General features: G+C 34.0%; 37 protein-coding genes. All 37 read left to right on the plus strand.

All coding sequences use genetic code 11. The annotated features are described in order from the left end of the window. The first annotated feature begins 25 nt into the window (after positions 1 to 25). Positions 26 to 277: a hypothetical protein gene (locus ABDJ34_RS05315; protein ID WP_068370048.1), complete on the plus strand. Its 252-nt coding sequence runs from the start codon at positions 26 to 28 to the stop codon at positions 275 to 277. Beyond that, the gene (locus ABDJ34_RS05320) at positions 219 to 515 is read left to right on the plus strand and encodes a hypothetical protein (protein WP_019192416.1); all 297 of its coding nucleotides are present in this window, start codon (positions 219 to 221) and stop codon (positions 513 to 515) included. The genes ABDJ34_RS05315 and ABDJ34_RS05320 overlap by 59 nt, the downstream gene beginning before the upstream one ends. After that, entirely contained in the window at positions 515 to 1639 is a 1125-nt protein-coding gene (locus tag ABDJ34_RS05325; protein ID WP_412701625.1) for a DUF2800 domain-containing protein, read from the plus strand. The genes ABDJ34_RS05320 and ABDJ34_RS05325 overlap by 1 nt, the downstream gene beginning before the upstream one ends. Next, positions 1629 to 2174, plus strand: a complete 546-nt coding sequence (locus ABDJ34_RS05330; protein WP_044565544.1) for a DUF2815 family protein — start codon at positions 1629 to 1631, stop codon at positions 2172 to 2174. Before ABDJ34_RS05325 ends, ABDJ34_RS05330 begins: the two co-directional genes overlap by 11 nt. 9 nt (positions 2175 to 2183) lie before the next feature. Next, positions 2184 to 2384 (plus strand): hypothetical protein, encoded by a 201-nt coding sequence (locus ABDJ34_RS05335; RefSeq protein WP_002834902.1) that lies wholly within the window; start codon positions 2184 to 2186, stop codon positions 2382 to 2384. After that, positions 2359 to 4290, plus strand: coding sequence for a DNA polymerase (locus ABDJ34_RS05340; protein ID WP_412701626.1), 1932 nt, complete (start codon positions 2359 to 2361; stop codon positions 4288 to 4290). Before ABDJ34_RS05335 ends, ABDJ34_RS05340 begins: the two co-directional genes overlap by 26 nt. Positions 4291 to 4303: 13 nt before the next feature. Continuing rightward, complete coding sequence (locus ABDJ34_RS05345) at positions 4304 to 4504, plus strand: hypothetical protein (protein ID WP_316277288.1); 201 nt, start codon at positions 4304 to 4306, stop codon at positions 4502 to 4504. After that, on the plus strand, positions 4497 to 4883 hold the full coding sequence (locus tag ABDJ34_RS05350) for a DUF7768 domain-containing protein (RefSeq protein WP_412701627.1): 387 nt from the start codon (positions 4497 to 4499) through the stop codon (positions 4881 to 4883). Before ABDJ34_RS05345 ends, ABDJ34_RS05350 begins: the two co-directional genes overlap by 8 nt. Beyond that, positions 4884 to 7112 carry a phage/plasmid primase, P4 family gene (locus ABDJ34_RS05355; protein ID WP_412701628.1) on the plus strand — a complete coding sequence of 743 codons (2229 nt, stop codon included), beginning with the start codon at positions 4884 to 4886 and terminating at the stop codon, positions 7110 to 7112. It begins immediately after the preceding gene. A 133-nt stretch (positions 7113 to 7245) separates the two neighbouring features. Then, a complete protein-coding gene (locus ABDJ34_RS05360) occupies positions 7246 to 7527 on the plus strand; it encodes a VRR-NUC domain-containing protein (protein ID WP_412701629.1) in 282 nt (93 codons plus the stop codon). Further along, entirely contained in the window at positions 7528 to 8871 is a 1344-nt protein-coding gene (locus tag ABDJ34_RS05365) for a DEAD/DEAH box helicase (protein WP_412701630.1), read from the plus strand. 47 nt (positions 8872 to 8918) lie between these two features. Beyond that, a complete protein-coding gene (locus tag ABDJ34_RS05370; RefSeq protein WP_412701631.1) occupies positions 8919 to 9347 on the plus strand; it encodes a hypothetical protein in 429 nt (142 codons plus the stop codon). 99 nt (positions 9348 to 9446) lie between these two features. Beyond that, the gene (locus ABDJ34_RS05375) at positions 9447 to 9803 is read left to right on the plus strand and encodes an HNH endonuclease (protein WP_412701632.1); all 357 of its coding nucleotides are present in this window, start codon (positions 9447 to 9449) and stop codon (positions 9801 to 9803) included. Positions 9804 to 10037: 234 nt separating this feature from the next. Then, entirely contained in the window at positions 10038 to 10505 is a 468-nt protein-coding gene (locus tag ABDJ34_RS05380) for a P27 family phage terminase small subunit (protein ID WP_229062781.1), read from the plus strand. A gap of 104 nt (positions 10506 to 10609) precedes the next feature. Beyond that, positions 10610 to 11392, plus strand: coding sequence for an S-adenosylmethionine synthetase N-terminal domain-containing protein (locus ABDJ34_RS05385; protein ID WP_412701633.1), 783 nt, complete (start codon positions 10610 to 10612; stop codon positions 11390 to 11392). Beyond that, positions 11389 to 12618, plus strand: coding sequence for a site-specific DNA-methyltransferase (locus tag ABDJ34_RS05390; RefSeq protein ID WP_412701634.1), 1230 nt, complete (start codon positions 11389 to 11391; stop codon positions 12616 to 12618). The genes ABDJ34_RS05385 and ABDJ34_RS05390 overlap by 4 nt, the downstream gene beginning before the upstream one ends. 48 nt (positions 12619 to 12666) lie before the next feature. Continuing rightward, entirely contained in the window at positions 12667 to 12879 is a 213-nt protein-coding gene (locus ABDJ34_RS05395; RefSeq protein WP_412701635.1) for a DUF4314 domain-containing protein, read from the plus strand. Positions 12880 to 12966: 87 nt separating this feature from the next. Beyond that, on the plus strand, positions 12967 to 13335 hold the full coding sequence (locus tag ABDJ34_RS05400; protein ID WP_412701636.1) for a DUF7698 family protein: 369 nt from the start codon (positions 12967 to 12969) through the stop codon (positions 13333 to 13335). Positions 13336 to 13437: 102 nt separating this feature from the next. Next, positions 13438 to 13725, plus strand: coding sequence for a transcriptional regulator (locus tag ABDJ34_RS05405; RefSeq protein ID WP_412701637.1), 288 nt, complete (start codon positions 13438 to 13440; stop codon positions 13723 to 13725). Between the two features lie 93 nt (positions 13726 to 13818). Further along, entirely contained in the window at positions 13819 to 15408 is a 1590-nt protein-coding gene (locus tag ABDJ34_RS05410; RefSeq protein WP_412701638.1) for a terminase large subunit, read from the plus strand. Between the two features lie 52 nt (positions 15409 to 15460). Then, positions 15461 to 16240 carry a hypothetical protein gene (locus ABDJ34_RS05415; protein WP_412701639.1) on the plus strand — a complete coding sequence of 260 codons (780 nt, stop codon included), beginning with the start codon at positions 15461 to 15463 and terminating at the stop codon, positions 16238 to 16240. Positions 16241 to 16268: 28 nt separating this feature from the next. Further along, positions 16269 to 17552, plus strand: a complete 1284-nt coding sequence (locus ABDJ34_RS05420; protein ID WP_457922055.1) for a phage portal protein — start codon at positions 16269 to 16271, stop codon at positions 17550 to 17552. Next, positions 17539 to 18225 carry a head maturation protease, ClpP-related gene (locus tag ABDJ34_RS05425; protein WP_099208591.1) on the plus strand — a complete coding sequence of 229 codons (687 nt, stop codon included), beginning with the start codon at positions 17539 to 17541 and terminating at the stop codon, positions 18223 to 18225. Before ABDJ34_RS05420 ends, ABDJ34_RS05425 begins: the two co-directional genes overlap by 14 nt. Before the next feature lie 4 nt (positions 18226 to 18229). Then, positions 18230 to 19420 (plus strand): phage major capsid protein, encoded by a 1191-nt coding sequence (locus ABDJ34_RS05430; RefSeq protein WP_412701640.1) that lies wholly within the window; start codon positions 18230 to 18232, stop codon positions 19418 to 19420. Positions 19421 to 19430: 10 nt separating this feature from the next. Then, positions 19431 to 19703 carry a head-tail connector protein gene (locus tag ABDJ34_RS05435; protein ID WP_412701641.1) on the plus strand — a complete coding sequence of 91 codons (273 nt, stop codon included), beginning with the start codon at positions 19431 to 19433 and terminating at the stop codon, positions 19701 to 19703. Next, on the plus strand, positions 19703 to 20035 hold the full coding sequence (locus ABDJ34_RS05440) for a phage head closure protein (RefSeq protein WP_412701642.1): 333 nt from the start codon (positions 19703 to 19705) through the stop codon (positions 20033 to 20035). Before ABDJ34_RS05435 ends, ABDJ34_RS05440 begins: the two co-directional genes overlap by 1 nt. Continuing rightward, positions 20032 to 20409, plus strand: a complete 378-nt coding sequence (locus tag ABDJ34_RS05445) for an HK97 gp10 family phage protein (protein ID WP_412701643.1) — start codon at positions 20032 to 20034, stop codon at positions 20407 to 20409. The genes ABDJ34_RS05440 and ABDJ34_RS05445 overlap by 4 nt, the downstream gene beginning before the upstream one ends. Beyond that, positions 20406 to 20732 carry a hypothetical protein gene (locus tag ABDJ34_RS05450; RefSeq protein ID WP_412701644.1) on the plus strand — a complete coding sequence of 109 codons (327 nt, stop codon included), beginning with the start codon at positions 20406 to 20408 and terminating at the stop codon, positions 20730 to 20732. Before ABDJ34_RS05445 ends, ABDJ34_RS05450 begins: the two co-directional genes overlap by 4 nt. Then, entirely contained in the window at positions 20725 to 20904 is a 180-nt protein-coding gene (locus ABDJ34_RS05455) for a hypothetical protein (protein ID WP_068370117.1), read from the plus strand. Before ABDJ34_RS05450 ends, ABDJ34_RS05455 begins: the two co-directional genes overlap by 8 nt. After that, positions 20894 to 21490 carry a major tail protein gene (locus ABDJ34_RS05460; protein ID WP_008901312.1) on the plus strand — a complete coding sequence of 199 codons (597 nt, stop codon included), beginning with the start codon at positions 20894 to 20896 and terminating at the stop codon, positions 21488 to 21490. The genes ABDJ34_RS05455 and ABDJ34_RS05460 overlap by 11 nt, the downstream gene beginning before the upstream one ends. A 2-nt stretch (positions 21491 to 21492) precedes the next feature. Beyond that, the gene (locus tag ABDJ34_RS05465) at positions 21493 to 21849 is read left to right on the plus strand and encodes a hypothetical protein (RefSeq protein WP_412701645.1); all 357 of its coding nucleotides are present in this window, start codon (positions 21493 to 21495) and stop codon (positions 21847 to 21849) included. 17 nt (positions 21850 to 21866) lie between these two features. Next, the gene (locus ABDJ34_RS05470) at positions 21867 to 22031 is read left to right on the plus strand and encodes a hypothetical protein (RefSeq protein WP_186821662.1); all 165 of its coding nucleotides are present in this window, start codon (positions 21867 to 21869) and stop codon (positions 22029 to 22031) included. Positions 22032 to 22127: 96 nt separating this feature from the next. Beyond that, positions 22128 to 22598: a hypothetical protein gene (locus ABDJ34_RS05475; protein ID WP_412701646.1), complete on the plus strand. Its 471-nt coding sequence runs from the start codon at positions 22128 to 22130 to the stop codon at positions 22596 to 22598. Between the two features lie 22 nt (positions 22599 to 22620). Then, positions 22621 to 23142: a DUF2975 domain-containing protein gene (locus ABDJ34_RS05480; RefSeq protein WP_412701647.1), complete on the plus strand. Its 522-nt coding sequence runs from the start codon at positions 22621 to 22623 to the stop codon at positions 23140 to 23142. A gap of 2 nt (positions 23143 to 23144) precedes the next feature. Beyond that, positions 23145 to 23363 (plus strand): helix-turn-helix domain-containing protein, encoded by a 219-nt coding sequence (locus tag ABDJ34_RS05485; protein WP_282925099.1) that lies wholly within the window; start codon positions 23145 to 23147, stop codon positions 23361 to 23363. Between the two features lie 84 nt (positions 23364 to 23447). After that, positions 23448 to 23720: a type II toxin-antitoxin system RelB/DinJ family antitoxin gene (locus tag ABDJ34_RS05490; RefSeq protein WP_282925100.1), complete on the plus strand. Its 273-nt coding sequence runs from the start codon at positions 23448 to 23450 to the stop codon at positions 23718 to 23720. Next, positions 23710 to 23988: a type II toxin-antitoxin system YafQ family toxin gene (locus ABDJ34_RS05495; protein WP_273498033.1), complete on the plus strand. Its 279-nt coding sequence runs from the start codon at positions 23710 to 23712 to the stop codon at positions 23986 to 23988. Before ABDJ34_RS05490 ends, ABDJ34_RS05495 begins: the two co-directional genes overlap by 11 nt. Positions 23989 to 24014 lie beyond the last annotated feature (26 nt).

Raw genomic sequence — 24014 nt, forward strand, 5'->3', positions numbered from 1 at the left:
TGACCCTTTCAGAAAGGAGGCAAACATGAGGCACAAAATAATCATCAATGTAACAAATGAGAAAGGACAAAAGACAAATGTCCTTAAAGGTGCAGTCGGAAAAATTCCAAACAGATTAATAAAATTTTTGTTTGGAGGCTACAGACAAATTTATCTATTAGACCCTGGGATGACAGTTGATTCAGTGGATGTTAGAGAAATCGAGAAAGGAGAAAAAAGTGTCAAGAATAAAGCTACTAATGGAAATCAAAGAAGATGCAGAGAATCTTGCATCTAGTATAGGTGTCCTTCTAACAGCACTAGAAAGTGATGAGGAACTACCTAAAGAAGAAAAGGTGAAGCAAGAAGAAAAGATCTATGAGATTGAAGATGTTAGAAAGATACTAGCTGACAAATCAAGATTAGGCCATACAGCAAAAATAAGAGAACTTTTAGAAAAGTATGGGGCTAAAAAGTTATCTGAAATTGATCCAAGTAAATATAAAGACTTGGTAGCAGATGTGGAGAAACTCTGATGGGCGATCACGCAATATTATCTGCATCAAGTAGTTCACGCTGGATTCACTGTCCACCAAGCGTTAGGCTCTCTCAAAAATATGAAGATGAAGTTAGTCCCTATGCACTTGAAGGCACATCGGCTCATGCCTTAGCAGAATACAAGCTAAAAAAGATATTAGGCTTTAATGTAAAAGATCCTTCTGATGATTTGGATTTTTATGATGAGGAAATGGATGACCTAACCGAAGGATATGCCTCATATGTAACGGAAGTTATAAGTAGGTATGAAAGCACAGCCGTATTCGTGGAAGAAAGACTTGACCTATCAGACTATGTTAAAGAGTCATTTGGTACAGCTGACTGTGTAGTTGTTGGAGGAAAAGAACTTCATGTAATAGATCTAAAGTATGGTCAGGGAGTTTTAGTAGATGCTAAAGATAATTCACAACTCATGTTATACGGACTTGGTGCATTGACTCTCTTTGATGGAATTTATGATATCGAGAAAGTAGTTCTTCACATATATCAACCAAGAAGATGTAACATATCAACTTATGAAATCAATAAGATAGAACTTTATAAGTGGGGAGAATCTGTACGAGAGATTGCAGAGAAAGCTTACAAAGGAGAAGGAGAATTCTCATGTGGAGAATGGTGCATCTTTTGCAAAGCAAAGAACAGATGCAGGAAAAGAGCAGAAGAGAATCTGAAACTAGCACAAGATGAATTTACTCTACCACCAGAACTATCTGACGATGAAATTGAAGAGATTTTACCAAGACTAGACGAACTGGAACAATGGGTCAAAGATATCAAGGCTTACGCTTTAGAAAGAGCAATGAAGGGTCATAGATGGAAGGATCTAAAACTTGTCGAAGGTAGGTCTAATAGAAAATACCGAGATGAAGATGAAGTTGTAAAAAAAGTAAAAGAACTGGGATTTAATCCCTTTGAAGAGAAGTTACTTGGCATTACAGCTATGACTAAGTTACTAGGTAAGAAAGTCTTTGATGAAAATATCAGCGACTTATTAGAAAAACCAAAAGGCAAACTTACCTTAGTGAACATTAATGATAAAAGAGAAGAAGTTGTAATTGAAAATGTGAAAGAAGAATTTGGAGGATTTAATAATGCAAAATAAAACAAAAGTAATTACAGGTGAAGTTAGATTATCATATTTTAACGGATGGGAACCAAAGTCAATCAATGGCGGTAAAGAAAGATACTCAGTATCTGTCATTATCCCAAAGAGCGACCAAAAGACAATTGAGAAAATTGAAAAAGCAGTAGATGCTGCTATTGATGAAGGGCTTTCTAAATTTAATGGCAAGAAACCAAATAAAAAAGCTATCAAACTTCCATTAAGGGATGGTGACACAGAAAAAGATGATGAGGCATATGCAGATGCATACTTCTTAAATGCCAACTCTATGACAGCACCTCAAATTGTAGATAGAAACGTAGAGCCAATTCTTGATAGAAGTGAAGTCTACTCAGGAGTTTATGCAAGGGTATCCCTTAACTTCTACGCCTACAATGTAAATGGGAATAAAGGAGTGGCCGTTGGCCTCGGAAATATTCAAAAACTAAGAGATGGTCAACCTCTAGGAAATAGGTCTAATGCAGCAGATGACTTCGATGCTATGGACGATGATGACGAAGATTTCTTAGCATAGGAGGTAGAAATGGACTATTTAATTACAGCGATAGTTTTAGCTATTTGGTCCTTTTTATGGTATAAGCTTGGATTTTTACAAGCTCAGCTAAAAGAACTAGATAGAGATATCAGAAAAATAGAAAAACAAATAAAAGAAGATAGAAAAAATAATTTAGCAGAATTAACAAAGCTTAGTGATAGCTATGAAGAAATTGTCCATAGATCTTGAGACCTATTCTTCAGTTGACTTAGGCAAAAGTGGTGTATACAAATATGCTGAGAGTGAGGATTTTGAAATCCTCCTCTTTGCCTATTCTATTGATGATGGAGAAGTTAAGGTAGTAGATTTAGCAAGTGGAGAGATTATTCCTGAAGAAATACTATTAGCACTTAGTGATGAAAGCGTAGAAAAGTGGGCCTTTAATGCAAACTTTGAAAGGGTGTGTCTATCTAGGTTTTTAGGTAAGAGACTAAAACCTCAAGGTTGGTATTGCACAATGATTTGGTCAGCCTATTTAGGGTTACCTCTATCGCTTGAAAAAGTAGGAGAGGTTTTAAAACTAGATAAGCAAAAGATGAATGAAGGCAAGGCTCTTATAAGATATTTTTCTATTCCTTGTAAACCAACTAAGACAAATGGTATGAGGACAAGAAATCTACCACATCACGACTTAGAAAAGTGGTCTACCTTTAAGGAATATAACCAAAGAGATGTGGAAACAGAAATGCAGATAAAGAAAAAAATATCAGCCTTTCCTATGCCTCAATCAGAATGGGAAAACTACTGGATAGACCAAAACATCAATGATAGAGGAATTTTAATTGATGAATCTTTAGTTGATTCAGCTATTAAATTTGATGAAATATTACGAGAAGAAAATATGGACAGAGCCATAGAATTAACTGGTCTTGAAAATCCAAATTCTCCCTTACAGCTAAAAGAATGGCTAAATAAAAAAGGCTTAGAGATAGATTCCTTAGCTAAGAAAGATGTAGAGTCTGCTCTTAAAAATGCTGAAGGAGATATTAAAGAAGTATTGGAACTTAGACAGGAATTATCTAAATCTTCAGTTAGAAAATATGATGCTATGAAAAATGTAAAAGGAAAAGACAATCGAGCAAGAGGGCTGATCCAATTTTATGGTGCAAATAGAACTGGAAGATATTCAGGAAGGCTTATTCAAGTTCAAAACTTAAGGAGAAACAATCTAAAAGATTTAGACCTAGCTAGAAGTCTTGTAAAAAATAGAGATTACGAAACTATGGAAATTCTATATGAATCCCCGTCTGATATTTTATCCCAATTAATAAGGACGGCCTTTATAGCAAAAGAAGGCACCAGGTTTATTATTTCAGACTTTTCAGCAATAGAGGCCCGTGTCCTTGCATGGATCGCAGGAGAACAATGGGTATTGGATGCTTTTGAAAATGGAGAAGATATCTATTGCAGAACAGCATCGAGGATGTTTGGAGTGCCAGTTGAAAAGCATGGAGTAAATGGTCATCTTAGACAAAAAGGAAAGATAGCGACTTTAGCTTGTGGTTATCAAGGGGCCTTAGGTGCTCTTAAAGCAATGGGTGGTATTGAGATGGGTTTGTCTGAAGATGAACTTCAATCAATAGTTGATTCCTGGCGAGAGGCTAATCCAAATATAGTGAGTCTTTGGTGGGACATAGATGCAGTCGTAAAAAGAGTTGTAAAGACTAGAACTAAAGAAGAATATAAGAGCCTAGTTATTAGCTATGAAAAAGGCATTCTTTTTATACAACTACCCTCAAAAAGAAGACTTGCTTATCCAAAAGCAAAAATAGGGATGAATCGATTTGGTGGAGAGTCAATAGTCTATGAGGGAATCGTAGTAGGAAATAAGTGGGACAAGATAGAATCCTACGGCGGTAAATTTGTAGAAAACATAGTTCAAGCCATCGCAAGAGATATTTTAGCTGAGGCTATGATGAGACTTGAGAAGAAAGAATTTAATATCGTCATGCATATCCATGACGAAGTTGTAATAGAAAGTGATTCATCTAGTATCGAAGAGATAAATGAAATCATTTCCATAGTTCCTAGCTGGGCACCTGGACTTATCTTAGATGCAGATGGATTTGAAAGTGAATTTTATAAGAAAGACTAATGGAGGTTTATTCATGTTTTATGTTAAAGAAAAGATAAATGATTCTATGGAAGTAAGCATTGAAATAAATGATGAGAATGTTTTTTGCACCTGTCCAAAGTGTGGAAAAGAAGTTCGAGTAGATTTAGTTGAAGTATTGGAAGAGGGAGATTTAGTTTCTACCCAAGTTTGCTGTAATACTTGTAGTGAAACAATGAGGGATACTTATGAATAAGGAACTATACAACGGGAGTGGGTGCAAGGATCCCACTCCTTATCAAGCAATTAAAAATGCAGAGAAGAAATACTATCCCTTGGTATATATCTGCAGTCCATTTTCTGGAGATGTAGAAAATAATGTAATCAAGGCAAGAACTTATTCTCGCTATGCCTTGGATAGAGGAAATATACCAATAGCATCGCATCTTTTATTTCCTCAGTTTATGAGTGATAAAAGTGAAAGAAGACTTGCCATGCATTTTAATTATGTCCTTTTAGGAAAATGTGAAGAAGTATGGGTCTTTGGTGACAACATAAGTCCTGGAATGGCAGAAGAAATAAGAGTTGCTGAGAAGAGAAAAATGAAGATTCGCCATATAAAGGGGGTAGCCTAATTGAAAATATACACCTCAAATTTAATAGGAGTGGAGTCAAACTGTGTTTATCCTAATGAGGTCAATGCAGTAGATGTTAGGTCATTTGAGAAAGCTGCGAGTTTTGACCATGTAATGGCTAAGTATAAAAATTCCTACAGGTCCAATGATAATTTTATAGAGTCAGAATGCATTCCAATGGATATAGACAACGACCATTCAGAAAATCCAGATGATTGGATTTCAATGAATGATTTAAAGAGAATATTTGATGGAGTTAAATTTGCCATAGTTTACAGCAGAAACCATAGAAAAGAAAAAAATGGAAAAGCTGCAAGACCAAGAATGCACATATATTTTCCAATTCCTAAGATCACAAATTTAGCTGAATATGTAGGCATCAAAGAAAGGTTGGCAGAGACTTATACTTTCTTTGATGGTAATGCACTAGATGGAGCGAGATTTTTCTTTGGAGTTAAGAATCCTGCCGTTGAAATAGTTAGGGGAAGTAAATATGTGACAGAAATTCTAAAAGATAACTTTGAAGACTTTGATAACTCTCAAGACTTGATTCATCAAGGTTCTAGAAATTCAACCATGAACCATTTTGCAGGTAGGGTTCTCATTCGATATGGAAATACAGATGAGGCAAGAGAACTATTTGATAAAAAAGCCAGCCTTTGTTCACCACCACTCCCAGATGATGAACTGGAACAAATATGGAGGTCAGCTTGTAAATTTTATAAAAAGGTAGCTGCAAGTGAAGATTATGTTCCACCTGAAGAATACACTGAAGGCATAAATTTAAGGCCTTCTGAATTTTCAGACATAGGTCAAGCAGAAGTTTTTGTAAGAGAATACCAAGATAGAATTCGTTTTTCTCCTTCTACAGGTTTTCTTGTTTACAACGACTCTTACTGGGAGGAATCTGAACTAAAAGCACAAGGATACTCTCAAGAATTGGTTCTGAAGCAACTAGAAGAAATAGACAACGAGTTTCTAAAAATGGAAGAAGATATAAAGAAATCTGGTGTTAGAGAAACAATCTCTTCTATGAGTGAGAAGAAAGCCTTGGCATCTTTTAATGACAATCAGAAATCTCTATATTATAAGCTCATGTTCTTAGAAGCATATAAGAAATATACTGTAAAACGAGGGGACACCAGAGCCATCCATGCAACATTAAAAGAATCAAAACCCATGCTCGAAATAGACCAAAGAAAACTTGATGTGGATGAGTTCTTGTTAAACACTCCCTCATTTACAGTAAATTTGAAAACTGGAGAGTGTAGAGAGCATAAGGCAGATGACTATATAACCAAAGAAACCTCTGTAGATCCTAGTGATGAAAATATGGATATATGGCTTGATGCCCTGGATACCTTTTTTGTAAAAGATAAAGAACTTATAGAATATGTGCAGAAAGTGGCTGGTATTTCTCTAATCGGAAAGGTCTATATTGAGGCTCTAATTATAGCTTATGGTGATGGAAGAAATGGGAAGTCCACTTTTTGGAATACTATCTCTAGAGTTCTAAATCTATATAGTGGGTCAATCTCAGCAGATATTCTTACTGTTAATTCTAAGAGAAATGCCAAACCAGAACTTGCAGAAACAAGAGGTAAAAGACTTTTAATTGCAGCTGAACTTCAAGAGGGATTAAGACTTAATACTTCAAATGTAAAACAGCTTTGTTCTACAGATGAGATTGTAGCAGAGAAAAAATATCGAGATCCATTTAAGTTCATACCTTCTCATACCCTTGTCCTATATACTAACCACCTACCAAAGGTGGGCGCCTTAGATGAAGGAACTTGGAGGAGACTTATTGTCATTCCTTTTGAGGCAAAGATAGAGGGAAGTAGTGATATTAAAAATTACACTGATTATTTAGTAGATAAGGCTGGAGGAGCAGTTCTCAAGTGGTTAATTGAGGGTGCTAAAAAAGCTATTTATGAAGATTTTAAATTCAGCTTACCTAAAAAAGTGGCTGATGCCATCAATGAATATAAGGAATCAAATAACTGGTTCAAGCATTTCTTAAATGAGTGTTGTGAGATTGATTCTTCCTTTGAAGAAAAATCTGGAGAAGTCTATCAAGAATATAGGACCTATTGTTTAAGAACTGGTGATTATGTAAGGTCAACAACAGATTTTTATTCTGCTCTTTCATCCAATGGATTTATGAGGAGAAAAACTAATCAAGGGATTGTGATAAGTGGACTTAAATTAAAGTCAGACTTTGTGTAAAAATACAAGAAGTGCAGGTCGTGAATGTCATATATATAACTATTATATAGTAGGTAATTTAAATTTTAGTTATATATAAAGGTTATATAATAGAGTTTCACGACTTGCACAATGGCTAAAAATAGAGGTTTATATGTTAGAAAATGAAATAGAAAAAGCATTGGTAGATAAAGTGAAACTCCATGAAGGTCTTTGTCTCAAATTTACATCTCCATCAATGACGGGAATACCAGACAGGATAATACTTCTACCTAAAGGAAAGATAGGATTTGTGGAAACAAAAAGACCTGGAGGAGAACCAAGACCAATTCAGAAAAAAAGAATAAGACAATTTAAAAACTTAGGTTTTAAAGTTTATGTTCTTGATTCCAAAGAAAACATTGATGAAATAATAAAAAGGATTGGAGGTGACTAATTGGAATATACTCCACATAAATATCAAAACTATGCTACTGAATTTATAAAAGAAAACAAAGAATCAGCACTTCTACTGGACATGGGTCTCGGCAAGACGGTTATAAGTCTAACAGCTATAAAAGACTTACTCTTTGATTCTTTTGAAATTTCTAAAGTTTTAATTGTAGCACCATTAAGGGTTGCCAGAGATACTTGGAAAGAAGAAATAGAAAAATGGTCCCATCTTGATATCTTAAAATATTCAGTAGTTGTAGGAAGTGAAAAAGAAAGAATAAAAGCACTAAATAAACAAGCAGATATTTATTTAATTAATAGGGAAAATGTAGACTGGCTAATAAATAAGAGCGAAAAGCCATTCAACTACGATATGATCGTAATTGATGAACTATCGTCTTTTAAATCTCATAGGTCAAAGAGGTTTAAAGCTTTGATGAAAGTTAGACCAAAGGTAAAAAGAATAGTTGGTCTTACTGGAACACCATCATCTAATGGACTAATGGATTTATGGGCTGAGTTTAAACTGCTGGATATGGGTCAAAGACTTGGAAGATTTATTGGACAGTACAGGGAAATCTACTTCAAACCAGATAAGAGAAACGGACCAATCATTTATTCCTATAAACCACTGCCTTTTGCTGAAGATGCAATCTATGAAAAGATATCAGATATAACAGTTTCTATGAAAGCTGAAGATTACCTAAAAATGCCAAAGAAGATAAACAATGAAGTCTTTGTAAATCTATCAGATAAAGAAAGAGATATCTATGAGACCTTAAAAAAAGACCTGGTCGTTAGTATTAAGGATAAAGACATAGATGCTGTTAATGCTGCAGCCCTTTCTAATAAGTTACTTCAAATGGCATCGGGTTCTGTTTATGATGAAGATAAAAATATGATTCATATTCATGATAGAAAGCTTGATGCCTTGGAAGATTTAATAGAAGGTGCAAATGGAAAACCTGTTCTAATAGCTTATTGGTATAAGTCAGATTTGAAAAGAATAAAAGATAGGTTTGATGTAAGAGAACTTAAGACAAGTGAGGACTTTAAAGAATGGAATCAAGGTAAGATTCCTGTAGCCATTATCCATCCAGCATCTGCTGGTCATGGATTAAACCTACAAGCAGGTGGCTCAACACTTATTTGGTTTTCTCTTACTTGGTCATTAGAACTTTATGAACAAACCAATGCCAGACTATATAGGCAGGGTCAGAAAGAAACAGTTGTAATTCATCATATCTTATCTAAAGGAACTATTGATGAAGATGTAATGAAATCATTAGAAAATAAGAATAAGACACAAGCTGCACTCATTGATGCAGTAAAAGCAAATCTAAAATGAGTAGAGGTTCTATAGAGAACTTACCTCAATACTTATGGAGGTAAGAAATGAACGCAAAAGAATATTTAAAGCAAGCTTTTTATTTAGACAAGAGAATTAATAGTAAGCTAGAGCAAGTTGAAAGTTTAAATGCCTTAGCTACAAAAGCTACATCGACCTTATCAGATATGCCCAAGAGTCCTAGTAGAGGAACATCAAAACTTGAAGATACTATTGTTAAGATTATAGATCTTCAAGAAGAAATCAATAGGGATATAGATAAACTTGTAGATTTGAAAGCAGAGATGGTTGGAACAATTAAACAAATTCAAGATAAAGAACTTCAAGTTATCCTTGAAAAAAGATATCTTTGCTTTGAGACTTGGGAGAAGATAGCAGTTGATATGAATTATGATATTAGACATATTCATAGACTTCACAATCTGGGGTTAAAAGAAACTTCAAAGCTAATCAAATCCTGTCATGAAATGTCATAGAATGTCACTATGGAGTTGTAGTATTATTAAAATAGCAAAAGAATAATTAAAAGAGCCTTGGAGATTTAATCTTCAGGGCTTTCTTTATGGAGTGATAAAGTGCCAAGAAAACCTAAGAGACCATGTTCACATCCAGGTTGTCCTGAATTAGTTGATGGACGATTCTGTAAGAAACATGAAAAAGAATACAACAAAAACTATGAAAAATATAAACGAGATCCTAAAACCCATAAGCGTTATGGAAAAGCATGGAGGGTTATAAGAAAAAGATATGTAGCAGAGCATCCACTTTGTGAGATGTGTTTAAAAGAAAATAGAATGACAAAGGTAGAGGAAGTACATCACATACTTCCTCTTTCTCGTGGTGGAACTAATGACGAAGACAATCTTATGTGTCTTTGTAAATCTTGCCACTCAAAGATTCATGCAAAGAGTGGAGATAGGTTTGGAGGATAGTTTTCCGTGGGTAGGGGGAGTCTTAATCTCTACGAGTGAATCCCCTACCAACGGTGCCGCCCTCTCACACAAAAAAAAAACGGGTTCAAAGGCCCTATTAAAGAAGATAATAAACTAGGAGGTGATACTATCGCTAAAGACGGAACATACAGAGGTGGAAGAAGAGTAAAAGCAGGAGGGAAACCACAGCCTGCTGCTGAAAAAATAGAAAAAGGTAAAAAAGTAGAAATACTAATGAATGATATTCCAACATTCACGCCAGAAGAAATAGATGCTGTTGACTTACCAGACGGAGCAGTCCTTGATGGAGCAGATATGCCAACACCTAGTGACTATCTATCTGCAAAACAAAAGAATGGCATACCATTAGGTGCAGATGAAATATATAAAGAGACTTGGAGTTGGTTAAAACAGAGAAACTGTGAAAACTTAGTAAATCCAAGATTATTAGAATCCTACTCCCAGGCTTTTGCAAGATACATTCAATGTGAAGAGGCAATAAGTCAATTTGGACTTTTAGGAAAGCATCCTACTACGGGAGGAGTTATTGCATCTCCATTTGTACAGATGTCTAGTCAGTTTCAAAAGACAGCCAACCTTTTATGGTATGAAATTTATGACATAGTGAAAGAAAACTGTACTGAAGTTTATGAAGATTATGGAGAAGATATGATGGAAAAATTACTAAGACAGAGGAGGTAATAAATTTGCACCCTTCCGATGAAACAAGACGAAATCATAGATTTCTTTGTTTCTATCGTTGGGCACGAGTACATTTTCATTATTTAAAGAAAGAGAGGAAGAAAATGTTTGAAAAAGTAAATCCAAAGCATCCAGATAAAATAGCAGATTGCATCGCTGGTGCAATTGTAGATTTAGCATATAAAGAAAAAGATAATCCTAAAATAGCAGTTGAAGTATTGCTATGGCATGGAGACTGTCATGTAATCATTGAGACAGACTGCAAGTTAAATAAAAAAGAAATTGGATCAGCAATTAAGAGGATAGCAGGAGATGTCATAGTAGATATTAAAATTGTAGAACAGGATATCCACCTATCAAATAATCAAAGAGAAAAGATAAGATGTGGAGACAATGGAATTTTTAAGGGAGTACCCACATCAGATGAAGAAAAGAAACTATCTTTAATTGCTCGTGAAATCTATTCTAATTATCCCTACGATGGAAAATATATTCTTGATGGAGATAAACTTATCATCTGCCAGTCAAATGTATCTACAAAAATTTTAAAATCGATTTATCCAAGAGCAATTGTAAATCCATTAGGATATTGGACTGGAGGATTTGATGTTGATACTGGAGCGAATAATAGAAAACTCGGCTCTGATATGGGACGAGCAGTAACGGGTGGAGGTCTTCATGGTAAAGACCTATCCAAGGCTGATGTATCTGTCAATATTTATGCCCACCTGAAGGCACAAGAAGAAAAAAGAGAGATTGAATTATCCTGTGCAATCGGGGATGAAACTGTTGATGGTAGACCATATTCAGAAATTGTAGAAATTGCTAGAAACTACATTAACTCTATTGGTGGTTTTGAGGAATTTGCTAAGTGGGGGCTAATATGATTACAACAAAAGAAATGAAATTAGTTGATATCGAAAAACTTGTTCCCTATGTAAATAATGCAAGAACTCACTCACAAGACCAGATTAATAAACTACGCTCATCAATTCGAGAGTTTGGTTTCATCAATCCTGTAATTATTGATAAAGACTATGGAGTTATTGCAGGCCATGGAAGAATTATGGCAGCAAAGGAAGAAGGTATAAAAGAAGTACCTTGTGTCTTTGCAGACCATCTAAATGAGGCACAGAAGAAAGCCTATATCTTAGCTGATAACAGAATGGCTCTTGATGCTGGATGGGATGAAGAACTATTAAGGGTAGAAATTGAATCCCTAAAAGATTATGGTTTTAATGTAGAACTTACTGGGTTTTCACCAGATGAACTATCTAATATTTTTGACTTAGGAAATGATACAGAAGATGATGACTTTGATGTAGACAAAGAATTAGAAAAGCCTACTTTTTCAAAGTCTGGAGATATTTGGACATTAGGTAAGCACAAACTTGTTTGTGGAGATTCTACAGATGACTTTACTTACGGAAAATTGATGGGAGAATCAAAAGCAAATCTTATCATCACAGACCCTCCATACAATGTAAACTATGAAGGATCAGCTGGAAAAATTAAAAACGATAATATGGAGCAAGGTAAATTCTATGAATTTTTACTAAGCTCTTTTTTAAATATGGAAAAGTTCCTCGCAGATGATGGTTCGATATATGTTTTCCATGCTGATACAGAAGGACTTAATTTCAGAAAGGCATTTCAAGATGCTGGATTTTATTTATCTGGTACTTGTATATGGAAGAAACAGTCCCTTGTACTTGGAAGAAGTCCATATCAATGGCAACATGAACCAATCCTTTATGGTTGGAAGAAAAAAGGAAAACACAATTGGTATACAGGAAGGAAAGAATCTACCATTTGGGAATTTGATAAACCAAGAAAAAATGGCGACCATCCTACTATGAAACCAATTCCTCTTTTATCTTATCCGATTAAAAACTCATCAATGACAAACTCTATTGTACTTGATCCATTTGGTGGAAGTGGAAGTACACTAATAGCTTGTGAACAGACTGATAGAATTTGTAGGATGATAGAACTTGATGAAAAATTTGTAGATGTAATTGTAAACAGATTTATTGAATTGGTTGGCAGTGATAAAGATGTAAGCCTTTTAAGAGATGGGAAAGAGTATAAGTATAAAGATGTAATAATCTAACTTGATATAAATCTTGAATTGAGTGATATATGTATGTGAGGTGATTAGATGATTTCAAGGGAAATTATAGAAAATTTAAAAAAGACGTACCCAGTAGGTTCGAGAGTAAAATTAATCCAAATGGAAGATGATGGGGCACCTCCAGTTGGAACCTTAGGCACAGTTTATGGGGTGGATGCCATTGGATCAATCCTTGTAAAATGGGATAATGGTTCGATGTTAAATGTAATTTTTAAGGAAGATATTATTGAAAAAATTTGAAATTTAATCTTTCTTACTGCCGTATATTGCTTGACTATTCCTCTATTGTACGGGAATATGTGTACAACAAAAGAGGAGGTACAAGAAATGAAAAAGATTGAACTACTAGAAAATATAAAAGAAAAAGAAGAATTCGAAGAAAATAAAATCAGTTACAGATTTTATTGGGCATATAGAGAATCTCAAAGGATTGGTCGAGACATCTTAAACTTTGAAGACATCGGATTTGAAGAAAACCACCAAGAAATCATAGATAACCTTGAAAGATTTGGGATACAAGAATTTACAATTTCAGACCAGTCAACAGGCCTTATGAAAGGGCTAAAAAGTTTTAAAAGAAGAGATTATTTTCCTGAAGACATAATTGAAATAGATACAGGAAGAACCCATTGGAACTTCAAAGAAAACAAGGAAGAAAAAGAATATACACCTGCACTTCTTTTCAAGAGAAATTAAGAATAAAAATAGAGAATAAAAATAAAGTTAAGCAAGATAATTGCTTGACTTATCTCTCGTTGTACGGGAATATGTGTACAACAAAAGCAAAGGAGAGTAACCATGAAAAAAGATATCCTAGAAAGATTAGAAACAGAAATTAAAGCCTGCAAGAGATACGCTGAAAACTCAATAAAAAAATCAAGAGAAGGAAATATAGGATCAGCAATTAACCTTTTAGACATAGCAGGAACAGCAAAGAAATGTGCAGACCAACTTCATGAAGAACTTTGGAAAGAGTCACAAGGAAACCTAAACGAAGAAGAATTTGAACTATTTAGTGAATCAGAAACACTAGACAGAGAACTTAAGAAAGCTTACAAAGAATTAAACATAGCAAGACAAAGATAAAAATAAAGAAAAATGAGCCAAGGCTCTTTTTCTCGTAGTGAACTAGCGAAAGCTAGTATTTTTTATGCTCATTTTTAGAGGAAGGAGGGTCAAATGAAATATCAACCAACAAAATTTATGCTACCTATATCTCACTATGATAAAAACAAAGCAGACTATGCTGTTACTTTTATAGAATGTCTTAAACACACAAAAGGTAGATGGGCAGGTAAAGATTTCAAGCTTATTGATTGGCAAGAAGAAATCATTAGAGACTTGTTTGGAATTGTAAAAGATACAGGATATCGACAATTTAATACTGCGTATATTGAAATACCAAAGAAGATGGGAAAGTCAGAGCTTGCGGCTGCTGTAGCGCTCCTCCTTACTTGTGGTGATGGAGAGGAAAGAGCAGAGGTTTATGGGTGTGCTGCCGATAGACAACAAGCAACTATTGTCTTTGATGTTGCAGCTGATATGGTAAGAATGAGTCCTGCCCTTTCTAAAAGAGTAAAGATTCTAGCATCACAAAAGAGGATGATATATAAACCTACCAATTCTTTCTATCAAGTCTTATCTGCAGAGGCTTATTCCAAACACGGATTTAATATTCATGGTGTCGTATTTGATGAACTTCATACTCAACCTAATAGAAAGCTATTTGATGTAATGACAAAAGGGTCTGGTGATGCGAGAACTCAACCTCTATATTTTCTCATAACAACTGCTGGAACGGATACTAAATCAATCTGCTATGAGACTCATCAAAAGGCAGTTGACATACTTGAAGGAAGAAAAACTGATTCTACTTTCTATCCTGTAATCTATGGAGCAGACAGAGAGGATGACTGGACAGATGAAAAAGTATGGCATAAAGCAAATCCATCTCTTGGAATAACTGTACCAATAGAAAAAGTAAGACAAGCCTGTGAATCAGCTAAGCAAAACCCAACTGAAGAAAATACATTCAGACAGTTAAGGTTAAATCAGTGGGTCAAGCAAGCAATTAGGTGGATGCCTATGGAAAAATGGGATCTATGTAATTTTGCTGTTAATGAAGAAGAACTAAAAGGTAGAGTTTGCTATGGTGGTCTTGACCTATCAAGCACAACGGATATTACAGCTTTTGTTTTAGTCTTTCCTCCAATAGATGAAGATGATAAATATCAAATATTACCTTACTTTTGGTTGCCAGAAGATAACCTCGACCTAAGAGTAAAAAGAGACCATGTGAACTACGACCTATGGAAAAAACAGGGCTACATTCAGACAACAGAAGGTAATGTTGTTCATTATGGTTTTATAGAAAAATTTATCGAAGACTTAGGCGAGATATATAACATACGAGAAATTGCCTTTGACAGGTGGGGAGCAGTTCAGATGGTTCAAAACTTAGAAGGCATGGGTTTTACAGTCGTTCCTTTTGGTCAAGGATTTAAAGATATGTCTCCACCAACAAAAGAATTAATGAAGCTAACTCTTGAAAGAAAAATAGCCCATGGAGGTCATCCAGTTCTAAGGTGGATGATGGATAATATCTTCATACGAACTGATCCTGCTGGAAACATTAAAGCAGATAAGGAAAAATCTACAGAAAAGATAGATGGTGTAATTGCTACAATCATGGCACTTGATAGGGCCATAAGGTGTGGAAATGATACAAGTGAATCTGTTTATGATGATAGGGGTCTTATCGTATTTTAGAACTAAAAATAGTGATATAATAAAACATATAAAACAGGTGGGTAAAATAGTTATGATTTATGATATAAGAAATTCAGAATTAGCAATTGAAACTTTAATAAATTTAACAAATGTACCAAAAGATGTTTGGATAAATAGTTTCAGAGATGTAAAAAAAACTGATTATGTTCAAATCGTTGAATGGCTAATCAATGAATATAGAATTAAAGAGCTTAATTGTGATGATATAGATTTTATTTTTTCTCATATAACTACAAGTAACAATGCCTGTGAATCAATTAAAAAGTATGGTTTACTGGATTTAAGAGAGTCTTACTTATTAAAGGATTCTGAGTTGAGAAAAATGTTGGATTCTAATGGGATAGAAATTGATATAGAAAACAAATTACTAAAATATAAAAATAATACATTTGATATCAACTTTGAAATAGATTGTCCTTCATCAGATATAGTGGAAAGGTTGGCTTGGAAAATCGGATATAAATTTTATTTTGATTATAATATCTGTGGATTTTTAACTTTAGAGAATTCTGCTTATTCAGGGAACATACACAAGCGACCGGAAATATTATTGAATATAGATCAACTTTTGGATTTGCAATTATCAAAAAAGTGGGCTAGTGAAACTATTGCATATGAAGTAGTAACAAAAGTAAGAGGAGATTTAATAGATGATGAAGGCAGCAACAACTCGAGATGGATAAGCTATCTATGTAAAGCGTATGATATTTCATTTTGTGGTCAAACAGAAAATATTATACTTTTAAAAAGAGGAGTAAAGATACCAAAAGAAAATGTTTTGGAAATAAAAAAGTTTTCTAAGTGGAAATAGGTACGAACTAAAGCATCTACATTAGTAGGTGTTTTTTTCATACCTAATTTTAGGAGGTGGCAATATAAATATTTTAAAATTAATATTTAAGTCGAGAGACAAACCTAAAGACGGGGAGAGGATATCTTCATCGTCTTTTTTATTTGGAAGGACAACAGCAGGTAGGAATGTAAACGAATTTACTGCTATGCAAATGACAGCAGTGTATTCGTGCGTAAGGGTTCTAGCTGAAACCTTAGCTGGACTTCCCTTACATCTATACAAGAAAGAAAATTCAAATTCAAAAGAAAAAGCAAGAGACCATTCTTTATACTTCTTACTTCATGATGAACCTAACGCTGAAATGACTTCATTTGTATTTAGAGAGACACTAATGACTCATCTACTTTTATGGGGTAATGCCTATGCTCAAATAATACGTAATGGAAGAAATGATGTCATAGGACTTTACCCATTAATGCCAAACAAGATGACTGTTATGAGAAGTGAAGATGGAGAAATCTTCTATAAATACAATCACAAATCTGAAGAAGTTTATCTTTTAAAAGAAGATGTCCTTCATATTCCAGGACTTGGTTTTGATGGACTTATTGGATACTCACCAATTACAATGGCCAAGAATGCAATTGGAATGGCTATGGCTTGTGAAGATTATGGAGCGTCATTCTTTCAAAATGGAGCACAACCAGGTGGAGTTTTAGAGCATCCAGGAATTATTAAAGATCCAGAAAGAGTTAGAGCGTCGTGGAATGCAGCCTTTCAAGGGCCTAAGAACGCCAATAAAGTGGCTGTACTTGAAGAAGGGATGAAATACCAACCGATAGCCATAGCACCAAGTGAGGCCCAATTTTTGGAAACAAGAAAGTTTCAGTTAAATGAGATAGCAAGGATATTCAGAATACCACCTCATATGATTGGAGACTTGGAGAAGTCGTCATTTTCAAATATAGAACAACAGTCACTTGAATTTGTTAAATACACTCTTGATCCTTGGATTGTTCGTTGTGAGAAATCTTTGGAAAGAGCACTACTAACAAAGAAAGAAAAAGAATCCTACTTTATTAAATTTAATCTTGATGGACTTCTAAGAGGAGACTATGAATCAAGAATGAATGGATATGCTGTAGGAAGACAGAATGGCTGGATGAGTGCAAATGACATAAGAGAATTAGAAAATCTTGATAGGATTTCAGCTGAAGAAGGTGGTGACCTATATCTTGTTAATGGAAATATGCTACCACTTGATAAGGCAGGGTCATTCTATGAGAGTAAAAGAAACGGAGGTAAGAATACCGAGAATGAAGAACAATAAAATATTTTGGAACTGGAAAAAGGATTCAAATGAACTCTATATAGATGGAGTTATTGCAGAAGAGTCTTGGTTTGATGATGAAATCACACCAAGGCTCTTTTTTGAGGAATTAAAAAACAAAAGTGGAGATATAACTGTGTGGATTAACTCCCCTGGTGGTGATTGCATAGCTGCATCAAGAATTTACACCATGCTTTTAGAGCACAAGGGAAATGTGACCATTAAGATTGATGGACTTGCAGCATCAGCAGCATCGGTTATTGCCATGGCAGGAACTGAAGTTTTGATGAGTCCTACTTCATTAATGATGATTCATAACCCCTTAACTGTAGCCATTGGTGACTCAAAAGAAATGCAAAAAGCCATAGATATGTTAAAGGAAGTCAAGGAATCAATCATCAATGCCTATGAGATTAAGACAGGTTTATCCAGAGAAGAAATTTCTAATCTAATGGATGGAGAGACTTGGTTTGATGAGAATAAGGCCATCGAGATGGGTTTTTGTGATGGAACTCTCACTGACAAAAGAAAAGATGAAAAAGCTATAAACATGGTCTTTTCAAGGCGAGCAGTTACAAATTCGCTCTTAACAAAGATAAATAAAGAAGTGAAAACTCACTCAATGAGTGAGGTCGAAGGCAGATTAAACAAAATTAAAAATACTTGGAGGTAAAGATATGAACTTAAAAGAACTAATGGAAAAGAGAACTAGAGCTTGGGATGAGGCAAAAGCATTTGCTGAATCTAAGAAAGATGAAAATGGTCTAATGTCTGATGAAGACTTTAAAACATATGAAAAGATGGAAAAAACTATCGAGAATTACACTCGTGAAATTGAAAGAAAGAAGAGGGAAGAAGAAATGGATAAATCCTTAGAAAAACCTACTACTCAAGCACTAACAAATGAACCTGCTACATTTAATGAAGAAGAAAAGCCAATGAGAGCAAGAAATGTCTATAAGAAATCTATGATGAAGGCATTAAGAACTAACTTTAGAGATATTTCCAATGAATTAAAAGTAGGCACAGATGAAAGTGGTGGATATTTAGTTCCAGAAGAAATGGAAACAGATATCGTAAATGGTCTTGAAGATGAAAATATTGTAAGAAAATTAGCTACAAAAGTTCAAACTTCCGGACTTCATAAAATCAATATTGCAGCTACAAAGCCAGCAGCCCTATGGGTTGAAGAGGGTGGCCAACTTACCTTTGGCGATGGCAAATTCGATCAAGTATCTCTTGATGCGCATAAACTCCATGTTGGTATTAAGGTTACTGAAGAACTACTCTATGATGCAGCCTTTAATTTAGGAAAATACATCACTGAAGAATTTACTAGAGCACTAGCAAATGCTGAAGAGGATGCTTTCTTAAATGGTGATGGAGTAAATAAGCCTACAGGAATTTTTGACTCTAAAAAGGGTGGAGAACTTGGAGTAACAACAAAGGCTCAAACAATTACTGCAGATGAACTAATTGACTTAGTTTACTCCCTAGATAGACCATATAGAAAGAGAGCAGCCTTCATTTTAAATGATGCAACAGTTGCTCAAATTAGAAAGCTTAAAGATGTGAATGGTGCATATATTTGGCAACCATCACTTAAAGATGGAGAACCAGACAGACTTTTAGGATATCCTGCCTATACATCTGCCTTTGCTCCAAAAGCTGAAAAAGGAAAACTTGCAGTAGCCTTTGGCGATTTTTCTTATTACAAGATTGGAGATAGAGGAAATAGATCTTTCCAAGACTTAAAGGAACTATTTGCTGGTAATGGCATGGTTGGTTTCTTAGGTAAAGAAAGAGTAGATGGAATCTTAGTTTTAAGAGAAGCAGTTAAACTTTTAAAAATTGGTGCTACTGCCTAAGGAGTAAATTATGATTACTCTTGAAGAGGCAAAATCATATTTAAGGGTGGATTTTGATGATGAGGATGAGATAATTAATTCTCTCATCCAATCATCAATAAAGCACTCCATGGATGTAGCCAGGGTTGATAGTGAAGAAGAACTTTCTAAAAATCCAAATGGAAAGATAGCCGTCCTCTATATGATCGCTTATCTTTACGAGCATAGAGAAGAGGCAGATTATGCTGAATTAAACTTAACTCTAAGGGCTTTATTATTTGGAATGAGAAAGGCTGAATTCTAATGAAGATATCGGATTTAAATAGAAAAATAACCTTTCAAAATAAAAACATTGAGGTGGATGGAATTGGTAACCATAAATCAGTATGGACGGATTATCTAGAAACTTCAGCCTATATATCGTTTCAAGGTAAAGGAGAAGAAGTTTTTCTTGGGATAGAAGTAGATAGGTCAGATATTTCTTTTACTGTAAGATTTCAAAATAGGTTAAAGAATATTAACACTTCAGAATACAGAATTCTATTTGATGATGAAAAGTACAATATCATCTCAATTGACTTTATGAACTATAAAAATAGACTTATAAAGTTTAGGTGTAGGAAGGTGAGTAGATGAATGTAAAAATTGAAAACCTCGCCAGTGAAATAATGAAGGGCTTAGAAGAATATTCTGATATGGCAACAGATGAAGTCAAAAAGGAAGTCAAAAAAGCTGGTAGCAATATTAGAAAAGACATACAAGAAAATGCACCTGTAGGAGAAACAAAGAAATATTCTAAATCTTGGTCAGTAAAAACCATGAAAGAAACTTCTAACTCAATAGAACTCGTAGTTCACTCAAGAAATAGATACCAACTGGCTCATTTGCTAGAGAAAGGTCATGTACTAAGACAGGGTGGAAGAGTGTCTGCTAAGCTACACATTGGACCAGCTGAAGAGAAAGGAATCAGAGAATTGGAAGAAAATATTATGAGGAAGTTAAGAGAATGAAAAAGTTAATGAAAATAATTAACGAGATTGGGCTTCCTTTTGCATACTCACACTTTGCTGAAGGAGAAAGCCCTTCTCCACCATTTATAGTCTATCTATTTCCAAAGAATAAACACTTTGGTGCAGATGGAGTAGTTTTCTATAAAAACACCCAAATAGACTTAGAACTTTACACCGATAAGAAAGATTTAAAATTAGAAGAAAAAATAGAAGAGATACTTGATAGGGAAAAAATCTATTATGAAAAATCTGAAGTTTGGATTGAATCAGAGAGACTCTATGAAGTTCTCTATGAATTTACTATGGAGGTAAAAAATGGCTAATAAAGTTAAATTTAATATTTGTAATGTTAATGACCTAACCCCACGAGCCTTGCGAGTGGCAGGTAGGTCAGATGTCACGCAATCCAATTCTCTGCGACTGATAAGGAGCGAAGAGAATTGTGATGGAGCTGACTCACTACAATTTATGGGAGGTAACAATTATGGCAAATAAGGTAAAGTTTAATATTTGCAATGTGCATTACGCTCTTTTTGATAAAACCGAAGAGGGCGTTATTAAATATAAGACACCAGTGCCAATGCCTGGTGCTGTTTCAATTTCATTGGATCCTAATGGAGAACCTGAAAGCTTTTATGCAGATGGAATTGAATACTACACTATTTCAAACAATATGGGATATGACGGAGATTTAGAAATCGCCCTTATTCCAGAATCTTTTAGGACGGATGTTTTGATGGAAAAATCAGATTCTAATAAAGTTCTAATTGAGTCTTCAAATTCTGAAACTGCTAACTTTGCACTTCTTTTTGAGTTTGACGGTGACCAAAAGAAAATCCGCCATGTCATGTATAACTGCTCAGCAGCAAGACCTACTCTTGAAGGAGAAACTAATGAAGAATCAAGAGAAGTTCAACCAGAAACATTGTCTATTCAAGCAAGACCACTTCCAAATGGAAATGTAAAAGCTAGAACAGGTGAAGAGACTACGAAGGAAACTTATGATGGTTGGTACAAGTCAGTCTATATGCCAACAGAAACTACAGTAACACCTTCAAGAGCAAGTGTTGGAGGTAAATAAATATGGCACTAACCAAGAAAATTCAAATCGATGGCCAAGAAGTTGTTTTCCGTGCATCAGCAGCTATCCCAAGAATCTATAGACTTAAATTTGGAAGAGATATCTTCAAAGACTTGATGGAATTAGAAAAGTCCATGAAGAAAAATGATAAAGATAAATCTAATCTAGATATAGGATCATTAGAACTATTTGAAAACATAGCCTATGTAATGGCAAAGCATGGAGATAAATCTGTTCCTGACAGTCCAGAAGAATGGTTAGATAATTTTTCGACTTTTTCAATTTATCAAATTTTGCCACAGTTAATTGAATTATGGGGGCTTAACATAAAGTCGGAAGAAGTTCCTAAAAAAAAGTAAGACCAACAGAAAGACCAATGACTACACCCTTGTTTTTACTAAGGGCAGTGGAACTTGGTCTTTCTGTTTCTGATTTATCTCTACTAACAATTGGACTTGTAAATGATATGTTCACAGAAAAGAATAATGACGACTATAAATACAAAGAAGTAGCTACGCAAGAAGATTATGATAAGTTTTAAGTCATTACGAATGATATTGACAAACTATAATTATTGTTTTACAATAATAATCAAAGATAATTATCGTTTTACAATAATTCAATAGGGAGGATTATCGTGAGAAAAAGATTTTTAATAATGGCTATTTTTCTTGTTTTTTCTATAGTTTTAACTTCTTGTAGTCCAAATACTACAAGAGAACAAACAAGTAGTAAAAAAGAAGAAAAGATTGAAATATTTGATTCTAACAATAAAAAAATTGTTGAAACAGAAGAACAAGAAGTTCTAGACTACTTTAGTAATTTGACAGGAATGAGTGCAGAAAATATTAATGATAAAAACTTCGACGATTATTTTAAAGAAATACCAGATGATGCAATAGAGTCTTACCACTTCTTATTAACCAGCAAGAGAGAGGATAAAAAAGCTACAAAGATAGATTTTTATATTTATGAAAATTATCCATATATTACAATGGAGGGAATGCCCTTGATGCCATCTTCATTAACCTGGGAACTTTCTAAAGAAGATTTAAATTATTTGAAGGATAGAGTACAAGAATGGAAAGATGTAGATGATAATAGATAAACGAAAGTGTTGAGGAGAAGTTATGAAGAGTTTTATTTTCAAAATAGCGATTATATTATCTAAGATTTTAAGGTATATTTCATATTTGGGAGCAGGTTTTACCTTGCTTGGAAGTGTATTAACTCTGATTTTTAAAGATGATGTAATACAAGTAGTTGAATCTCATCAATTTAATCTACAAGAAGTTTCACTTCCTTTTATTATTTATTCATGCTTGAGTGCCCTTATGATATTCATTGTTGCTGGTTTCTCATTGGATAAATTTGAGAAGATTTTAGTGAATTTAGAGAAGAAAGATTATTTTTCAGACTTAAATTCAAAATATTCGAGAGATATATTAATAGCACTTATAATTCTGACGATTTGTCAAATTATTTCTAAGCTAGTTTTCAATTATTTTAAAGTTGACAATGTTAGCAGTGTTTTTAATTTAACTATTAAGGATTATTTAACGAATATAATTTTGATGGTTATAGCATTTTCATCAATGATGATATTTAATTCGGGAAAATCCTTAAAAGAAGATTCGGAAAGTATAATTTGAAAATGAAGGATCAAATAATTATAAATCTAGATCAAGCGTTAAAAAAGAAAAATATGACATCGAAAGAGCTTGCAGCAAGGATAGGAATAACCGAAGCAAATTTATCAATATTAAAGACAGGAAAGGCCAAAGGTATTAGATTTAATACTTTAGCTAGCATTTGTAAAGAGCTTGATTGTCAACCAGGTGATTTATTGGAGTACGTTTATAACGAAGATTAATAACGTATTCAACATATAAAATAATGACAATGTGTTGACTACGCACGAATTTAGTCATATAATAATCTCAAAGGAGATGATGAAATGGCTACAACAAATTTGAATATAAGAACAGATAAAGAAATAAAAGAAGCAGCAGAAAAAATCTATTCCAGTTTAGGCTTAAATATGACTACTGCAATTAACATGTTTTTAAGGGCGAGTATTAGAGAAAGTGGAATTCCCTTTGATTTAAAACTTGATGTTCCTAGTGATGAAACTATAAAAGCGATTGAAGAAGGAAGAATGATAGCAAAAGATAAGAATGTCAGAGCTTACGATAATATGGATGACTTGAGGAAAGCCCTTGAAGTATAAAATAAAGTTTACTAAAAGATTTAAAAAAGACCTAAAGCAAGCTAAAAAACAAGGAAAAGATATTGAAAAGCTCTTTGAAATTATCGAGAAATTAGCAGAAGATGAAACTCTTGATGAAAGATATAGAGACCATTCATTAACGGGAAATTACAAGGGGACTCGTGAATGTCATATAGAGCCAGATTTTTTATTAATATATGAAAAAATAGAAGAGGTTTTAGTATTATCTCTAGTAAGGACTGGCTCACACTCTGAATTATTTAAGTAACAATGATGAATTTAAAAAGATAGTGA

Origin of the sequence: Finegoldia dalianensis (assembly GCF_046255015.1) — a bacterium.
Classification (GTDB): domain Bacteria; phylum Bacillota; class Clostridia; order Tissierellales; family Peptoniphilaceae; genus Finegoldia; species Finegoldia magna.

Excerpts from the sequence above, each read along its gene's own strand:
- ABDJ34_RS05315 (WP_068370048.1), top strand. The coding sequence starts at position 26 with ATGAGGCACAAAATAATCATCAATGTAACAAATGAGAAAGGACAAAAG.
- ABDJ34_RS05325 (WP_412701625.1), top strand. The coding sequence starts at position 515 with ATGGGCGATCACGCAATATTATCTGCATCAAGTAGTTCACGCTGGATT.
- ABDJ34_RS05330 (WP_044565544.1), top strand. The coding sequence starts at position 1,629 with ATGCAAAATAAAACAAAAGTAATTACAGGTGAAGTTAGATTATCATAT.
- ABDJ34_RS05335 (WP_002834902.1), top strand. The coding sequence starts at position 2,184 with ATGGACTATTTAATTACAGCGATAGTTTTAGCTATTTGGTCCTTTTTA.
- ABDJ34_RS05340 (WP_412701626.1), top strand. The coding sequence starts at position 2,359 with ATGAAGAAATTGTCCATAGATCTTGAGACCTATTCTTCAGTTGACTTA.
- ABDJ34_RS05345 (WP_316277288.1), top strand. The coding sequence starts at position 4,304 with ATGTTTTATGTTAAAGAAAAGATAAATGATTCTATGGAAGTAAGCATT.
- ABDJ34_RS05350 (WP_412701627.1), top strand. The coding sequence starts at position 4,497 with ATGAATAAGGAACTATACAACGGGAGTGGGTGCAAGGATCCCACTCCT.
- ABDJ34_RS05360 (WP_412701629.1), top strand. The coding sequence starts at position 7,246 with ATGTTAGAAAATGAAATAGAAAAAGCATTGGTAGATAAAGTGAAACTC.
- ABDJ34_RS05370 (WP_412701631.1), top strand. The coding sequence starts at position 8,919 with ATGAACGCAAAAGAATATTTAAAGCAAGCTTTTTATTTAGACAAGAGA.
- ABDJ34_RS05380 (WP_229062781.1), top strand. The coding sequence starts at position 10,038 with ATGAATGATATTCCAACATTCACGCCAGAAGAAATAGATGCTGTTGAC.
- ABDJ34_RS05385 (WP_412701633.1), top strand. The coding sequence starts at position 10,610 with ATGTTTGAAAAAGTAAATCCAAAGCATCCAGATAAAATAGCAGATTGC.
- ABDJ34_RS05390 (WP_412701634.1), top strand. The coding sequence starts at position 11,389 with ATGATTACAACAAAAGAAATGAAATTAGTTGATATCGAAAAACTTGTT.
- ABDJ34_RS05395 (WP_412701635.1), top strand. The coding sequence starts at position 12,667 with ATGATTTCAAGGGAAATTATAGAAAATTTAAAAAAGACGTACCCAGTA.
- ABDJ34_RS05400 (WP_412701636.1), top strand. The coding sequence starts at position 12,967 with ATGAAAAAGATTGAACTACTAGAAAATATAAAAGAAAAAGAAGAATTC.
- ABDJ34_RS05405 (WP_412701637.1), top strand. The coding sequence starts at position 13,438 with ATGAAAAAAGATATCCTAGAAAGATTAGAAACAGAAATTAAAGCCTGC.
- ABDJ34_RS05410 (WP_412701638.1), top strand. The coding sequence starts at position 13,819 with ATGAAATATCAACCAACAAAATTTATGCTACCTATATCTCACTATGAT.
- ABDJ34_RS05415 (WP_412701639.1), top strand. The coding sequence starts at position 15,461 with ATGATTTATGATATAAGAAATTCAGAATTAGCAATTGAAACTTTAATA.
- ABDJ34_RS05425 (WP_099208591.1), top strand. The coding sequence starts at position 17,539 with ATGAAGAACAATAAAATATTTTGGAACTGGAAAAAGGATTCAAATGAA.
- ABDJ34_RS05430 (WP_412701640.1), top strand. The coding sequence starts at position 18,230 with ATGAACTTAAAAGAACTAATGGAAAAGAGAACTAGAGCTTGGGATGAG.
- ABDJ34_RS05435 (WP_412701641.1), top strand. The coding sequence starts at position 19,431 with ATGATTACTCTTGAAGAGGCAAAATCATATTTAAGGGTGGATTTTGAT.
- ABDJ34_RS05440 (WP_412701642.1), top strand. The coding sequence starts at position 19,703 with ATGAAGATATCGGATTTAAATAGAAAAATAACCTTTCAAAATAAAAAC.
- ABDJ34_RS05445 (WP_412701643.1), top strand. The coding sequence starts at position 20,032 with ATGAATGTAAAAATTGAAAACCTCGCCAGTGAAATAATGAAGGGCTTA.
- ABDJ34_RS05450 (WP_412701644.1), top strand. The coding sequence starts at position 20,406 with ATGAAAAAGTTAATGAAAATAATTAACGAGATTGGGCTTCCTTTTGCA.
- ABDJ34_RS05455 (WP_068370117.1), top strand. The coding sequence starts at position 20,725 with ATGGCTAATAAAGTTAAATTTAATATTTGTAATGTTAATGACCTAACC.
- ABDJ34_RS05460 (WP_008901312.1), top strand. The coding sequence starts at position 20,894 with ATGGCAAATAAGGTAAAGTTTAATATTTGCAATGTGCATTACGCTCTT.
- ABDJ34_RS05465 (WP_412701645.1), top strand. The coding sequence starts at position 21,493 with ATGGCACTAACCAAGAAAATTCAAATCGATGGCCAAGAAGTTGTTTTC.
- ABDJ34_RS05470 (WP_186821662.1), top strand. The coding sequence starts at position 21,867 with ATGACTACACCCTTGTTTTTACTAAGGGCAGTGGAACTTGGTCTTTCT.
- ABDJ34_RS05480 (WP_412701647.1), top strand. The coding sequence starts at position 22,621 with ATGAAGAGTTTTATTTTCAAAATAGCGATTATATTATCTAAGATTTTA.
- ABDJ34_RS05485 (WP_282925099.1), top strand. The coding sequence starts at position 23,145 with ATGAAGGATCAAATAATTATAAATCTAGATCAAGCGTTAAAAAAGAAA.
- ABDJ34_RS05490 (WP_282925100.1), top strand. The coding sequence starts at position 23,448 with ATGGCTACAACAAATTTGAATATAAGAACAGATAAAGAAATAAAAGAA.